The 13720-nt window shown below is 49.4% G+C and carries 14 protein-coding genes; 1 reads left to right on the forward strand and 13 read right to left on the reverse strand.

The annotated features are described in order from the left end of the window. Positions 1–9: 9 nt before the first annotated feature. The 9 genes from PAEVO_RS12840 to PAEVO_RS12875 form a co-directional block, all read right to left on the reverse strand. A complete protein-coding gene (locus tag PAEVO_RS12840; RefSeq protein ID WP_100537900.1) occupies positions 10–525 on the reverse strand; it encodes a hypothetical protein in 516 nt (171 codons plus the stop codon). A 333-nt stretch (positions 526–858) separates the two neighbouring features. After that, positions 859–1788, reverse strand: coding sequence for a manganese-dependent inorganic pyrophosphatase (locus PAEVO_RS12845; protein WP_100537901.1), 930 nt, complete (start codon positions 1786–1788; stop codon positions 859–861). A 125-nt stretch (positions 1789–1913) separates the two neighbouring features. Further along, the gene (locus tag PAEVO_RS12850; protein WP_243390757.1) at positions 1914–2945 is read right to left on the reverse strand and encodes a UDP-N-acetylmuramate dehydrogenase; all 1032 of its coding nucleotides are present in this window, start codon (positions 2943–2945) and stop codon (positions 1914–1916) included. A 193-nt stretch (positions 2946–3138) separates the two neighbouring features. Next, positions 3139–4089, reverse strand: coding sequence for an RNA polymerase sigma factor RpoD (gene rpoD, locus PAEVO_RS12855; protein WP_076322045.1), 951 nt, complete (start codon positions 4087–4089; stop codon positions 3139–3141). Between the two features lie 257 nt (positions 4090–4346). Further along, the gene (nagZ, locus tag PAEVO_RS12860) at positions 4347–5681 is read right to left on the reverse strand and encodes a beta-N-acetylhexosaminidase (protein ID WP_100537903.1); all 1335 of its coding nucleotides are present in this window, start codon (positions 5679–5681) and stop codon (positions 4347–4349) included. A 149-nt stretch (positions 5682–5830) separates the two neighbouring features. Further along, positions 5831–5986, reverse strand: coding sequence for a hypothetical protein (locus PAEVO_RS33785; protein WP_164817406.1), 156 nt, complete (start codon positions 5984–5986; stop codon positions 5831–5833). 123 nt (positions 5987–6109) lie between these two features. Beyond that, the gene (locus PAEVO_RS12865; protein WP_100537904.1) at positions 6110–6958 is read right to left on the reverse strand and encodes a DegV family protein; all 849 of its coding nucleotides are present in this window, start codon (positions 6956–6958) and stop codon (positions 6110–6112) included. 150 nt (positions 6959–7108) lie between these two features. Next, positions 7109–7462, reverse strand: a complete 354-nt coding sequence (locus tag PAEVO_RS12870) for a GIY-YIG nuclease family protein (protein WP_100537905.1) — start codon at positions 7460–7462, stop codon at positions 7109–7111. 27 nt (positions 7463–7489) lie between these two features. After that, positions 7490–8245 carry a DUF2087 domain-containing protein gene (locus tag PAEVO_RS12875; RefSeq protein WP_100537906.1) on the reverse strand — a complete coding sequence of 252 codons (756 nt, stop codon included), beginning with the start codon at positions 8243–8245 and terminating at the stop codon, positions 7490–7492. Between the two features lie 157 nt (positions 8246–8402). Here PAEVO_RS12875 and PAEVO_RS12880 point away from each other — a divergent pair, with 157 nt between their 5' ends. After that, positions 8403–9701 carry an MFS transporter gene (locus PAEVO_RS12880; protein ID WP_100537907.1) on the forward strand — a complete coding sequence of 433 codons (1299 nt, stop codon included), beginning with the start codon at positions 8403–8405 and terminating at the stop codon, positions 9699–9701. Here the strand turns inward: PAEVO_RS12880 and PAEVO_RS12885 are convergent. The 4 genes from PAEVO_RS12885 to PAEVO_RS12900 all read right to left on the reverse strand — a co-directional run bounded on the left by PAEVO_RS12885 (position 9691) and on the right by PAEVO_RS12900 (position 13477). Further along, entirely contained in the window at positions 9691–10368 is a 678-nt protein-coding gene (locus PAEVO_RS12885; protein WP_100537908.1) for a DUF4166 domain-containing protein, read from the reverse strand. The two genes, PAEVO_RS12880 and PAEVO_RS12885, sit on opposite strands and share 11 nt — an antisense overlap. After that, complete coding sequence (locus PAEVO_RS12890) at positions 10352–11305, reverse strand: DoxX-like family protein (RefSeq protein WP_100537909.1); 954 nt, start codon at positions 11303–11305, stop codon at positions 10352–10354. Before PAEVO_RS12890 ends, PAEVO_RS12885 begins: the two co-directional genes overlap by 17 nt. A gap of 190 nt (positions 11306–11495) precedes the next feature. After that, on the reverse strand, positions 11496–12134 hold the full coding sequence (locus tag PAEVO_RS12895; protein ID WP_100537910.1) for a response regulator transcription factor: 639 nt from the start codon (positions 12132–12134) through the stop codon (positions 11496–11498). Then, the gene (locus PAEVO_RS12900; RefSeq protein WP_100537911.1) at positions 12131–13477 is read right to left on the reverse strand and encodes a sensor histidine kinase; all 1347 of its coding nucleotides are present in this window, start codon (positions 13475–13477) and stop codon (positions 12131–12133) included. Before PAEVO_RS12900 ends, PAEVO_RS12895 begins: the two co-directional genes overlap by 4 nt. Positions 13478–13720 lie beyond the last annotated feature (243 nt).

Genomic DNA, 13720 nt, shown 5'->3' on the forward strand with positions numbered 1-13720 from the left:
TCATCCATATTAAGGCACGTATTGTTGGATCATCTTCACAACGACGCCATCTTCAATGGTGATATGAAACGGAAACCATTTCATGTCTACGATATCATCCTTTTTGTAGATGTTCGTGAATTTGTCCAGGCTTACCATCTGGTTCCAGGAAATTTGAGCATCCTCATACCGTCCGGTATGATCGTACAACTGAAGCAACACTTCTGCATCGTCTGCCACAGGAAGTTCAATCTGTTCTTCCGTATCGTTTACGATATAATAGCCGTCCGGAGCCTCCGTCATCTCAGGGTCCTGCTCCCGTTCGCGGAACACCTGATTCGCTTCTTCTCCCTCGTACCATTCAATCGGATCGACTTGCAGATAGACTTTGCCGTCTCTAATCTCAAGCCCGTTGATATAGACAGCTTCCTGATTCGAAGCTTTCGGAACCGGCTCATAATTGTTGCCTGAGGCTACGCCAACGGTTGTCATCATGATCAGTACCAGCAGCATCATTGCTCCCAATTTCCAAGCCGACTTCTTCATCTTCTCATCGCTCCCTCTTCATCCTTCTATTGAATAGATTCAGCTCGTGAACCCAACCCGACATTGTTCATTAAACATGATTAACCCAATTCCTGGATATTTGAAACGTATATGTATTTTATCATTTATATCTTTATTATAAGAGCCCACTTGGTAAAAAGGATGTCAATTCGATGTAAATTCATTACAATATTTCAATCTTCGTAAGCGCTTAAGTATGGGAACGATGAAGGATCTTCTGTTATGGATGAACCAGGAAACACCCACAATATAAAACAAGCCCACCCCGCTGATTCCTCAGTCGATGGCAGGCTTGTTGATACTCACCCTATATTATTGATTGAATGCTTCGGTCAGAACAGGAACGATCTGCGATTTGCGGGAAACCACACCTTTAAGAAGGGCCTTGTTCTCTGACAGAGACACATTATATGCTTTCTCAACAGCTTTGGACTCTTTACCGAGTGCAAGAGCGATCGAATCGTTGTTCAGGATATCCGTCACAACGAAGACGAACAGGTCAAGATTTTTGTCGGCGATAATCGCTTGAATCGCATCTTCGAGTTCGGCTTGACGGGACAATACATCATTGGTATCGACCGCGTTAACCTGGGCGATTTCCACTTTGGCTCCGCCCATTTGGAATTCCTTGGCGTCCAGGGAGATCAATTGCGCGATGGTTTTGTCGCTCAGATCGGCACCTGCCTTGAGCATCTCCAATCCATAGCTGTCCGCATCCACGCCAGCGATCTCAGCCAGCTCGCGAGCTGCTGCGATATCTTCGTCCGTGCAGGTTGGGGATTTGAACAACAAGGAGTCCGAGATGATGGCGGACAGCATCAGGCCAGCAATTTCTTTGCGAACGGCCACACCTTTTTCCTTGTAGATCTTGTTCAGAATGGTAGCTGTGCAGCCGACAGGCTCAGCACGGTAGTATAACGGATGGCTTGTCTCAAAATTCGCGATGCGGTGATGGTCGATAACCTCAATCACGCGAACCTGATCAATGTCGCTTGCGCTTTGCTGACGCTCGTTATGGTCCACGAGAATAACCTCTTGCGCTTCGTTTGCAACCGTCTCAACGAAACGAGGTGCTTCTACCTTAAAGTAATCGAGCGCATATTGCGTTTCACCGTTAACGTCTCCTAGACGTACAGGCTCGGCGGAAAGGCTCAGCTGGTTCTTCAAATCAGCATAAGCAATAGCAGAGCAGATCGTGTCCGTATCCGGATTTTTGTGTCCAAAAATTAATGTTTTAGCCATGTGTAATGCCCCTCTCGCAACAAGAATTTCATCGTTTATATCGATAAACAGATGATCACCTATCTGATTATATCGTTAAATTCTACTTATTCCAATTCCTTTACAGAGATTATTTTCCGGCTGTGTTATACCAGTACAATTTCCGGTTCCGGAACGAATCCAAAATGGTTGTTAATCGACTCCGAGATCAGATTCATCAAGTACAGGATGTCCGTTGCTTTGGCATGCTTCTGGTTCAGAATCATGTTACCGTGATGCGGAGAGATGATCGCGCCGCCATATTCGGTTCCTTTCATATTCAGCTGATCCACAAGCGAGCCGACGGCTACCCCGTAATCATAATTATTTTTGAATACGGAACCGCAGGACGGGTAATCGAAATGGCGTTTACTCGTCCGGTACTTGATGATGTCAAGCATCGACTGGGGCGTCTCAATTCCCCTTCCTGCCAACGCGTGTACCTCACCCAGGAAGAATGAGAAAAAGGATGGCAATGATGATGGATGGCTGCCGCGAGTTTTCCACTCCGTAAGCAGCTCAGACGTCATGCTGATCTGCTCCTCCGAGCTGACCGGAATATTGAGATCGGCCCCTACGATGATCCAAGGGTGCTGCTGGAAGATGGATTGCTTGTATGCAAATAAACAGTCCGCCACGGTAATGGACTGTACCTTTAAGCTCGAATCCATCGTATCAATATAATAGACTGTATCCAGAATATCGGAGATTTGGCGCGCATTATATTTGGCGTTCATATAGATGCCGGCCCCTACGCAGCCAGGGAGCAAAAAAGTAAAGTCGAGCAAATCCGTTCCGCCCATTAAACCCATTAAGGACAGCAAAGACATCGGCGCGCCGGATGAAACGTACCATTTATCTCCCGACACCCGCAGCTCCACCAGGTTTTTGAGCGATATAAACACCAGATCATGCTTCGGTTCATCCGGGAACAGGATATTGGAGCCCATTCCAAAGATGTACCATGGCATCCCGCGTTTCCTGCAGTCCTGCAGGAGATCCGCCAGATCATTTGCCGTTTCAGGCAGGGCCAGATAATTGGCTGAACCGCCGATCCCATACGTCGAAAAAGCAGACAGCTCCACATTGCGCTTGCACAATCGGTCTATAGCAGATGTATGTAAAGTCATCGTAGACATGTCACTCCCTATTCTTCACATTAGGCACAACAATCCTTACTAAATGTGGGGATGTTACATCATTATGATCCAACTGCTTAGGTGGTGTCAATCTGGGGAGGAATCCTGGCTAAATAGCAAAAAATCCCTGGATTACAGCCCGTAGACCGTAACCAAGGGATTCATTCATAATCACTTTATTCGTGCCCAGGATTTATTCAAGGAAATCCTTGAGACGTTTGCTGCGGCTCGGATGACGCAATTTACGAAGCGCCTTCGCCTCAATCTGCCGAATGCGTTCACGCGTAACGCCGAACACCTGCCCTACTTCCTCCAGAGTTCGGGTCCGTCCATCCTCAAGTCCAAAGCGCAGCCGGAGCACATTCTCTTCACGCTCGGTGAGCGTATCGAGCACTTCCTCCAGCTGTTCCTTCAGCAGCTCAAACGCCGCGGCATCTGCCGGTGCCAATGCGTCCTGATCCTCAATGAAATCACCCAGGTTGGAGTCGCTTTCCTCGCCGACCGGCGTTTCCAGGGACACAGGTTCTTGGGATACCTTCTGGATCTCACGTACTTTTTCCGGCGTGATATCCATCTCTTTACCGATTTCTTCCGGTGTCGGTTCGCGCCCCAGCTCCTGAAGGAGCTGCCTGGAGACACGGACGAGCTTATTAATCGTCTCTACCATATGCACCGGGATCCGGATGGTTCTTGCTTGGTCAGCAATCGAGCGGGTTATCGCCTGACGAATCCACCAAGTGGCATACGTACTAAACTTAAAGCCTTTGGAGTAGTCGAACTTCTCCACCGCTTTGATCAGGCCCATATTGCCTTCCTGTATCAGATCAAGGAACTGCATTCCCCGACCAGCATAGCGTCTTGCTATACTTACAACGAGACGAAGATTCGCTTCAGCCAAACGGCGTTTCGCTTCTTCATCTCCCTCCTCTATTCGTTTGGACAGTTCCACTTCTTCATCGGCTGTAAGGAGGGGAACACGACCGATTTCTTTCAGGTACATGCGAACCGGATCGCTAATCTTGATGCCTGGTGGAAGTGAGAGATCGTCATGAACCGAAAAATCCTCTGTCGGAGAATTAGCCGCTTTCTCTGTATCCGTAACCTCTCGTTCCAATGCAAAATCCGCACTTTGACGGTTCTCCATTCTATGCCCCCCTGTTGACAATCCCATATTTTCATGCTAATCTAGCATTAGGTTATTATGACATTAAGCCAATAGTTATTTATCCTTCATTCTAGCATATTTTTCACACTATATCAACTTCTAATATATTCTAGTTCATCTCACCCGATCTCACCCTGAGACCGGGTTTTTTATGCTCCAAATCTGCCTTAGGGAACTAGTCATTGCCCCTTCGCGAACAAGTACAAGTTCATCTTCTTACACTACATATGCTACGTTTATTTAAGCTGATCTAGTACAGCTTTCGTGTTCTGATTCAGCGGTTTCACATCGGGAGCCTTCACCGGCTCATCGCTCAGCTGATATTTGTGCTTGAGTTCAAGCGTGGCCCTCACCCGGTCATTCAGCGTCTCTTCCGGGATCACGCCGCTCTCAACAGCCTCGGTCAATGCCTGAATGACGGCTTCCTCCAATGCATATTCATGTCCGATCAGAATCATGTTGCTCCCTGCGACAACGGACTTCACGGAAGCCTCTCCTACGTCCGTACTGCCGGAAATAGCCCCCATTGTCATATCATCCGTTATAACGACACCCTTAAACCCCATTTCTTCCCTTAACAAATCATTTATCACGGGTTTCGAATAGGAGGATGGCGTATCCGGATCGATGCTCTTCATCAGCAGGTGCGCAACCATAACCACATCGGCCCCTTCATCAATCGCTTGTTGAAACGGTACCAGCTCCAATTCATGCAGACGCTTCAGATCATGATTAACAACGGGCAGACCGAGATGGGAATCGACCGAAGTATCGCCATGCCCTGGAAAATGCTTCACTACAGGTACGACACCATGCTCCTGTATCCCCTTCATGGAGGCAATCCCCTGCGTGCTTACGGTTTCTGCTGTATTGCCAAAGGATCGATCGCCGATGACCGGATTGTTCGGGTTGCTATTAATGTCCAACACCGGGGCGAATACCATGTTGAGCCCGAGTCCCGCTACCTTCTGCGCGATAAGACCGCCAACACGCTTCGTCAGCGCAAGATCCCCCTTGCTTCCGACTTTGCCGCTTGACGGCAGCTTTACATACTCATCGGGAAAACGCGTAACCCGTCCGCCCTCCTCGTCTATACTCAGCCACAGGGGCACCGGATTCGCAGCATTGGCTTCCTTCAGATCGTTGAACAGCTTTACTGACTGCTGCGCGCTCTCGATATTATCCTTAAAAAAGATAAATCCGCCGACATGGTAATCCTCCAGCAACCTGCGCGAGGTATTATCCAGGGCAGTCCCTTCGATTCCAACCAGCACCAGCTGTCCGATCTTCTCCTTGACGGTCATGCTATTCAAAAGCTCGGCTACCGCATCATCCGTCTCGTTCTCAGGCAGATTCCCTTCGCTGTCCGTGCTGTCTGATGGAGGCGGTGTCCCGTCTTCATCTTCTGGAGATGGAGTCTGCGGCTCCTGCACTTGCCCGGGCGGCGAAGCTCCTGATCCGTTATCTCCGAGGTTGCTGGGTTCGGCTCCGTCCCGACAACCTGCCACAGCCAATAGCAAGATGACAACCAACATCGTTAAGCACATCCATTTTGTCGTACGCTTCAACATTGTCACCTTCCTTCAAATTCACAATACTATATTCGTCCTCTGTTCCACAGAGTCCTTCCATCATAACATGATTTCCTTACAGCCCAAACCAGCTGAAGCTGCCCGCCCAAGAAGAAGCAAGAGCCGCATCGACAGCGGCCCTTGCTCGCCTATTTAAGCAATCCGAGCTTACGGGCTTGCTCCTCTGTTAATATAAACTGCTCCGTCTCCCACACTTCATCCTCATCCGTTCTTCCGAACATCAGCATAATATCATCCCATATATTCTTTTGCATCGCCTCAGCTTGCGTGATAATCACCTTCATGTTAGCATCCTTCCTTTCCTTGGAATCATCTCCTACTACATATACAACCATCAAAGGTCGTATAGAATCGATAAACAAGCAAAAGCCTGCAGATAGTATCTGCAGGCAGGGTCTGTACTATAACTAGGAATAAGCAGGATGATATTTAATCCACGACATAGCAATGGTCCCTTCGCCGGCATGAATGCCCGCAACAGGAATAAAAGTCATGATTTCGGTTTTTAACGCCGGATGGGCCCCGCTGATCTCCTTCTGGATTTCTTCGGCAACTTCGACGTTGTTTGCGTGCATGATGCAGACCTTTTTAATTTTCTGTAAATCCAGTTTCATAAGTTCCAGCATTCTCTGCTTGGCCTTCTTGAACGTCCGGATCTTCTCTTCCACAATGACCTTGCCTTCATCAAAACGCAGCAGCAGATGAATGCGGAGCAGGTTGCTGAGAAGAAGCTGGGTGCCGGATACCCGGCCGCTGCTGTGAAGCCGGTGCAGGCTTGCGGGAATAAGGTAGAACGACATGTTTTGCACCATGGACTGGATTTTATCTTTTATGATCTGCACGGTATCCCCTTGGCTATGCCAGTGAATCCCGGACATGATCATTTCGCGTACCGGAAACGCTCCCGCTTGAGAATCGATGCCAACCACGGGTACCTCGGCAATCTCTGCCGCCTGCATCGATGAATTCAATGTTCCGCTGAGCTCGGATGAACAGTGAATGGCGATAATATCATCATACTTCACTTTCAGGGATTCATATAATTCGATGAATTCACCGATCGGAGGCTGTGAACTGCTGACTTTCGGTTCATCTTTCATTCTTTCATAAAAGGCCTCTGCCGAAATGTCAATTCCTTCCCTGTACGCCTCCTGTCCAAGTATCAACCTCAAAGGTACAATATAAATATGATTTTCCTTGGCGAATTCAGGATCGATCGTACTCGTGCTGTCGGTTACCCATGCTATGGATCTCATTATCGTGTTCACGTCTCGCTTTCGTGTAGTAAAAAGTAGGAAAGGAAGCAATTTAAGCCGCTAAATTCATCATATCTTACCCTTACAGCGCATTGCAAACGAAAGGAACGTGATTTCATATCCTACACATAGGTTCGCCACACAAAAGCCTTATTTTCGCTCTGCGTTATACCCCTTTTCTCCAAAAGGTTCCAGCTGTTCAATCCAATAGGCTTCCCGTTTGCTGACCGCATCCTTCAGATCATAGAACGGATCTTGCTTCGGCTCCATGGTCTCCAGAATCTCAAAAACAAATGCATCCTCGCCATACTCATTCCATTCCCGCTGAAGCGTCTTATTGTAGCTTGTTCCCATCTGCAGCTCGAATCGTTTGCCGTTCATGGTCTTCAAGTTATTCGTTCCGGCAACAAATACTTTGCCGTTCTTTGTGTTTCGTATTTGATACACGCCTGCTTCAATCTTGATTTCCTTATACATTTGATTTAATTCCTGTCTGCGATTCATGGCGTTAAATCCTCCTAATCTTAGCGTTTAAATCGTTAACCAGTACTGGCTTCCATCGTCCTTGCGATCCAAAAAACCATATTCAATCAAATATCGGCGAATCGTCACATAATCGGGATGGTCCCTCCCGATCGTATCGTTGATTTCTTGTTCGGTATACTTGACACCCGGTTTAAAACGAGCTGCGATTTCTCGCAAAACGACGTATTTCTGCTTTTCCTTGAGCTTAAATGTCTTCAGCGGACCATCGGTCCCTTCGGGAAATACCTTGGCCAGAATTGCTTGCCTTTCTTCTTCCGTAACATTGTAGCGCTCATCCACCATCTTGGCCTGCTTGGGAATCTCAACAAATGCCGGTGCGTGGTCATCCTTTTCCTTCAGCAGCTCCATTAAAGTCAGCAGCACCTTGGACTGCCTTTCCTTCTCCTTCAAGGCAAACCGGTGATTGCGAATCGTCGATGCGCTGCCTATGCCCAGCTCCTGTTGAACCTCTTTATCGTTCATGCCTTGATAGAAGAGCTGCAGCAATCGATTCTGATGCTCGGTCAGTCCAGTCAGCTTCTTATCGAGTCCCGACAAATACTGAAACACCGAACCATGCTCCCGGCGGATATGTACAGTCATGTATCGTTCTGACTCATATAACACATCTTGGTCCGGGTAGATGATCCCTTTCTCGATCGTCTTGCCGCACAGGAGGCATACGCATACGGGACCTTCGTCAACATAGCCTTGTTTAAGTTCATCTATAGAAGCATTCCAGAAACGCTCGTTCGGATCCAATGTAAACACCACTTTTCAAATTGTTATTTATATAGACATTTTATATTTTTGTCTATAACATGTCAATCGTACTCCACTTCGATATAATATTTCTTCCTCCCTTCTGTGGAACCTGCTAGAATAGAGGTTGCTGCTGTAAAATTTAGGGGGTATCATCATGAGTTTCATCCAACAGTCGGCAAAAGAAATGCGTTCTTGGCCGCGTAACATCAAGCTGTTTTTTCTAGCAAACGTGCTGTATCAGATCGGTACCGGCATGTTTAGCGTGCTCTACAATTTATACATACAAGGCCTTGGGTATAATGACTCCATGAATGGAACAGTGGTCAGTATTCAATCCCTGGCAACGGCATTGATGTTCATTCCGATTGGCCTGATCGGAGACCGTGGCAGCCGCAAACGAATCCTCGTCCTTGGGGCGTTGTTAAGCGGTGCAGGACTGATCGCCCGCGCTTTTCTGGAAAGCGAGTTCAGCTTGCTTGGCCTTGCGATATATACCGGTCTGTTCGCATCCTTCTTTCAGGTGCTGGCTATCCCCTTCTTGGCGGAAAACACGGCGAAATCGGCTCGCATGCGGATCTTTAGCATCCACGCCTCGCTTGTCCTTGCTTCTCAAGTGCTCGGAAGCATGGGAGGCGGATTTTTGGCTGATGCCCTGCAGGCCGTTGGTATGAACAAGGTCGGCAGCTTGAAAACCGCGCTTTTCATAGGCGGCCTGGCAACCTTTGCGGCGTTTATCCCGCTCTTGTTCACAACCGATCTGAAGGCCGAGGAGATACAGGCACTGGATGCACCGCTTACGGATCATCAACCAGCTCAGGCAGGAGGAGCTATTAACACCTCCGGTTTGGGGGATTACAAAGTCATCGGTCAGTTCGCGCTTGCCCAATTGTTAATCGGCCTAGGCTCAGGGCTTGTCGTGCCTTATTTGAATTTATATTTTACCAACCGCTTCTCGGTATCGTTATCGGCGGTCGGCATTCTGATATCACTCGGACAAGTCATGACGATTGTATCAATGCTGATCGGACCTACGCTGGTGAATCGAGTGGGAGCCGTCAGGGCCGTGGTGCTCTTTCAAGTGCTATCCTTGCCCTTCCTGCTGTTAACCGGGTTCACGAACGTACTCCTCATTGCATCGGTCGGCTTCCTGTTCCGCCAAGCCCTGATGAATGCCGCCAATCCGATACAATCCTCGATTCTGATCGACCGCGTACCGGATCACCGAAGAGGAATCGCCAATTCGGTCACGCAAACCGCCTTCATGCTGGGCTGGGCCACCATGGGACCTGTACAATCTAAACTCGTCACCACTTACGGCAGTTATTGGGGATATGCGATCACATTTTGTATTACCGGAACGCTATATGTTGTATCTTCGTTTCTATACTACCGAATGTTCCGTGAGCGCAAAGGCAGCAGCCTCTCCTCATCTGATACCGCCGCTACTCTCTAGCCTCAACCCGCAGTGGTTTCGCATGGAGCGGAACAGCTCCATCAGCTACGGCAATGGTCCGGGCCTGAAAGCTTCCCTTGTACCGGAAGACGGGCCCCCATATCGGATTGTCCACCTCAACGGAGATCCGGTATTGTTGATCCCCGTCATCATACCATTCGTTTACATCGGCTGTTCCGGTGAACCACCGGGGAACTCGAAACTGCAAAAGCCCCTCATAAAACCTCTGCTCCCCCGATTGAATGCGAATTCCGCCGTTAGCCCCTGCGGCTATCCGGAGATCGACCGCCAAGTGCTGTTTATTCCCTAAATAATCCACGACTCGGCTGCGCTGCGTACTATAGATCATCGTGGCATCAAACCGCCTTTGGACACCCGGAAAATCAAAGCTGCGACACCACGTCACCGTTTCTCTTCCCCAATCATCCCGATACGCATAGTTCTCGATCCGAAACGGAACCCCTTTTCCGCGATTCGGAAACATAATATGCCGCTTCGTGCCTATATACAGAGGCAGCGCAGCCCAAGGCGCGTACCAGATTTCTTCCATAATGCCTTCGCCAATCGAAGCGATGTGATCCTTGCTGGCAAACCCGAACCGCTCCCGAATTTTGGGATGGAGCTGTTGAAATTGCAAGCCCAGCGCTTGTTCATAGATCGAGGTCATGCATCTCCCCTCCTTTACGGGAGTTATGCCCGGGGACGGGTCTTCGTGCGGGGCGGTAGGCACTCGGTAAATCTGCAGCAGACAGCAAAGCCATGAAGCATAATCCCATCATGGATCCGCTAAGTGTTAACGGATTGAACGGAGCCTTCATTAACTGGGGGGCCGTCACCCATGCTCCAAGCATCAAGACCGACAGCAAGATAATTTGCAGCCTGTACCACAACCGACTCTTATGGAAGAGCAGCGTCAATAACCCAACGCCCATCTCGGTTATGCCGAGCAATGTCAGCACCAAGCCCTCCTGCCCTCCAGCCAAGCCCGACTGCCGCAACAGATCAAGCTCACCGGCTTCCGGGAACAACAGCTTCGGTACCAGCCCCTCATAACACCATAGAATGACCAGCATAAGTACGCTCAAGGCATGGATGAGTGCCTTTGGAATCGTTGCCGAAGGCGGAATATCCTTCTCTGCCCACAAACGCAGCACATCAAAGCTCCAAGCCGTCGCCGCGCCGAATAAAGGCCGAAACAGCAACCGGTCAAACCATGCGCCTGCCATGCCGAACCGTGTTTTGTAATCGTATTGGGTAGAGAAACTGATGCCCCCGCTCCCCTTGTTTGTATACTTCCAATAGCCGCTTCCCTCCCGAATCAGGGAGCAGCGCTGATCCGAGCCGAATCGCAGCACCGAGATGCGATTCCCCGTTTTCGGGTGCACGGCTGTTTTCGCAGTTCCCGTCCCCGTCACTTCCAGCCCGAAACCAATGCGGGTTTTATATAGAAACTGCTGGATGTCCGAATCAGCCTTCGGCAAATAATGGATCTGGGAAAACCGCAAATCCCACTGTTGATGCAGCTCAGGCCTCTGCGTCAACGTCCACAGCTTCTCCATATCCGTCTTGATATCGAGCTCGACATAGATCGGATTTCTCTTCATGCGCTTTAGCTCCCCTTGGGATGTCCTTTAGGTCTTCAGCCGGACACCTCTCTATTTACAAGTCATTTTACAGCCGCGGGGAACTCCCCGTTAGACCTCACTTTTGTAGAACATACAAAGAAGAGGTACTACGTTTCGTAGTACCTCTTCCGTCCCTTCTATATAATCCGGCCTTAATTGGTCCCAAGAGCTAGTTGTCGTTCTCTCTCACGATCCCTTTGCGGCGGACCTTCTCCACGGCTTCCTTGCTGCTTCTTACCCCGAGCTTTTTCAACATTTTATTGATCTGGTTCTTGAGCGTGCTCTCGGTTTTGAACAGTTTCTTCTCCATCTGGGAATGGGTGTACCCTTCATCCAATAGATCAAACACCTCACGCTCCGCAGGCGTCAAGCCGCGCAGCTGCTCTTCGCGCTTAAGGCGGGCGAATTCCTTGAGCAGCACCTCCATCGATCCCGGATGAAGCACAGCGCTTCGGATTGCAGCCGGCAGCTCCTTAAACTTCGACTTCTCAATATAATTGACGGCACCGGCCGTAAAGGATTGCGTGATCACCTGCTCGTCACCCAGCGAGGTCAACATGATGGCCTTGGCCTGCGGCTTGCGCTCAAGAATTTCGGCGGCCGTGTATATCCCGTCAAGTCGGCCGGCAGTCAGCTGAATATCCATTAGCACGATATCAAAGGAGAGGATTTGCGCCATCGCAATCGCTTGTTCGGACGACTCGGCCGTCCCGACAACGATCATATCCTCCTGCGCATTCAGAAAAACGGTCATCGATTTAATCCAATCCGGATCATCCTCTACCAAGAAGATTTGTATGCGGTTCAAGCTTCTTCCCTCCCGGATAAACGAATCATTTTACTGCGCGGAAAATATAACGTAATCTCCGTACCAACCGCTTCGCGGCTCTCCAGACCTACGGAGCCTCCGCTTTTCTTCATCACGTTATAAACATACGACAAACCGAGCCCGAAATTATCCTGCTTATGACCCTTGGTACTGTAAAAAGGTTCAAACACAATCGCCTGCTGCGCTCTTGGAATGCCAATCCCGTTATCTTTAACGGTAATCGCCGCCCCTTTGCGGTCTGCGGTTATCGTTATCGTAATCAGCCCTCCCTCAGGCATCGCCTCCACGCTGTTGCGAATGAGATTGCTGATCGCTTCCTTCAAATGGACGGTATCCGCGAGCAGCCACGGCCGCTGGCGGCAGATTACGCTCAATTCGACGCCATGCCTGCGCAGCAGATCCTGTTCGCGGAACTGCAGTTCAGCAAGCAGCTGATCCACGCGGACTGGCTGTTCCACAAGCTTAAACGCCTTCATCTGCTGCTGCATGCGCCCCACCATGGCAAGCAGATGCTCGGATGAATTCGCTATGACTTCAAGCTGTTCGATGGCAACGCCGTTGTCTTGTGGCAGCAGCCGCTTTACATTGTCCGTGCTCATCGCAATCTTCCCGATCTCATTCTTAATGGTATGATTCAGCATCGATGTCCCCGAGCTGACGGCTTGCATCGTGCGATCCAGCGGATCGCGCTCGAATTTCAGGCGTACGCCCAGGACGCCGTACACAAAGGTACAGATGACGGCAACGCCCAGCGAATACAGAATGAACAGGGACACGTACCGGAATGAATCATAACCTGGCGAGATCAGATTTCCAACATTAATCAGCAGCATCACCCCAAGCAAGGTAGGCACCATAATCCAGGTGGTGATCCACATGCTTTTGCGTTTTTGCGGATTCATCTCATGCGACAACGCGCGAATAAGCAAGGCACAGGCGGCCACATAATAGGGAACTGTCCATACGAATAACCATCCATAATGAATTCGGTAATCTTCCGTCAAAAGCACCTGGACCAGCATCGCGAGTACCGGCAAAAACAATCCTATTTTGAAATCGCGTTTTCTCTTATGCTGCCCGGGCGTGCGTGTATACACCAAGCAAAATATTAACACGCCATACGGTGTCAAGGTATGGTTTAGAAATTGAATCCACGGCTCATACCGGACCGCAATAAAACCCGCCGGCACAAGCAAATCTGTCAAACCGCCGATTCCTGCGCTCCACAGAAAAAAAGCCGCCCAGCGGTTCACCTCGCTCCGAGGCTGGTTGAACAGCAGTACAGCCGCCGCGCTCCAAAGCGCTACCACATAATATATCATGACGCATCGTCCATTCTCTTCGCGAATATAGTTTCATCCTACCACAATTGTTACGGCTGCGGGACCTCTTAGCTTGCCTCCACGAACAAGTCGGATCCATCAAATCATGAATTTTGTCTTGCTACGATACTTCGATTTTTACATAGCGAAAACATTCAGTTTACATTCAGCCGCATTTAAGAAAGATATCAGGAACGATTGATAGGATAGATTTCGTAAGCAATCAAGTACACGAATGATAGA

Source organism: Paenibacillus sp. GM2FR (genome assembly GCF_002803325.1).
Classification (GTDB): domain Bacteria; phylum Bacillota; class Bacilli; order Paenibacillales; family Paenibacillaceae; genus Paenibacillus_AQ; species Paenibacillus_AQ lautus.

Coding starts and splice junctions, on each gene's coding strand:
- PAEVO_RS12845 (WP_100537901.1), bottom strand. CDS start 1,788: ATGGCTAAAACATTAATTTTTGGACACAAAAATCCGGATACGGACACG.
- nagZ (WP_100537903.1), bottom strand. CDS start 5,681: ATGTTGAAGCGTACGACAAAATGGATGTGCTTAACGATGTTGGTTGTC.
- rpoD (WP_076322045.1), bottom strand. CDS start 4,089: ATGGAGAACCGTCAAAGTGCGGATTTTGCATTGGAACGAGAGGTTACG.
- PAEVO_RS12880 (WP_100537907.1), top strand. CDS start 8,403: ATGAGTTTCATCCAACAGTCGGCAAAAGAAATGCGTTCTTGGCCGCGT.
- PAEVO_RS12870 (WP_100537905.1), bottom strand. CDS start 7,462: ATGAATCGCAGACAGGAATTAAATCAAATGTATAAGGAAATCAAGATT.
- PAEVO_RS33785 (WP_164817406.1), bottom strand. CDS start 5,986: ATGAAGGTGATTATCACGCAAGCTGAGGCGATGCAAAAGAATATATGG.
- PAEVO_RS12865 (WP_100537904.1), bottom strand. CDS start 6,958: ATGAGATCCATAGCATGGGTAACCGACAGCACGAGTACGATCGATCCT.
- PAEVO_RS12840 (WP_100537900.1), bottom strand. CDS start 525: ATGAAGAAGTCGGCTTGGAAATTGGGAGCAATGATGCTGCTGGTACTG.
- PAEVO_RS12900 (WP_100537911.1), bottom strand. CDS start 13,477: ATGATATATTATGTGGTAGCGCTTTGGAGCGCGGCGGCTGTACTGCTG.
- PAEVO_RS12890 (WP_100537909.1), bottom strand. CDS start 11,305: ATGAAGAGAAATCCGATCTATGTCGAGCTCGATATCAAGACGGATATG.
- PAEVO_RS12885 (WP_100537908.1), bottom strand. CDS start 10,368: ATGACCTCGATCTATGAACAAGCGCTGGGCTTGCAATTTCAACAGCTC.
- PAEVO_RS12850 (WP_243390757.1), bottom strand. CDS start 2,945: ATGTCTACGATGACTTTACATACATCTGCTATAGACCGATTGTGCAAG.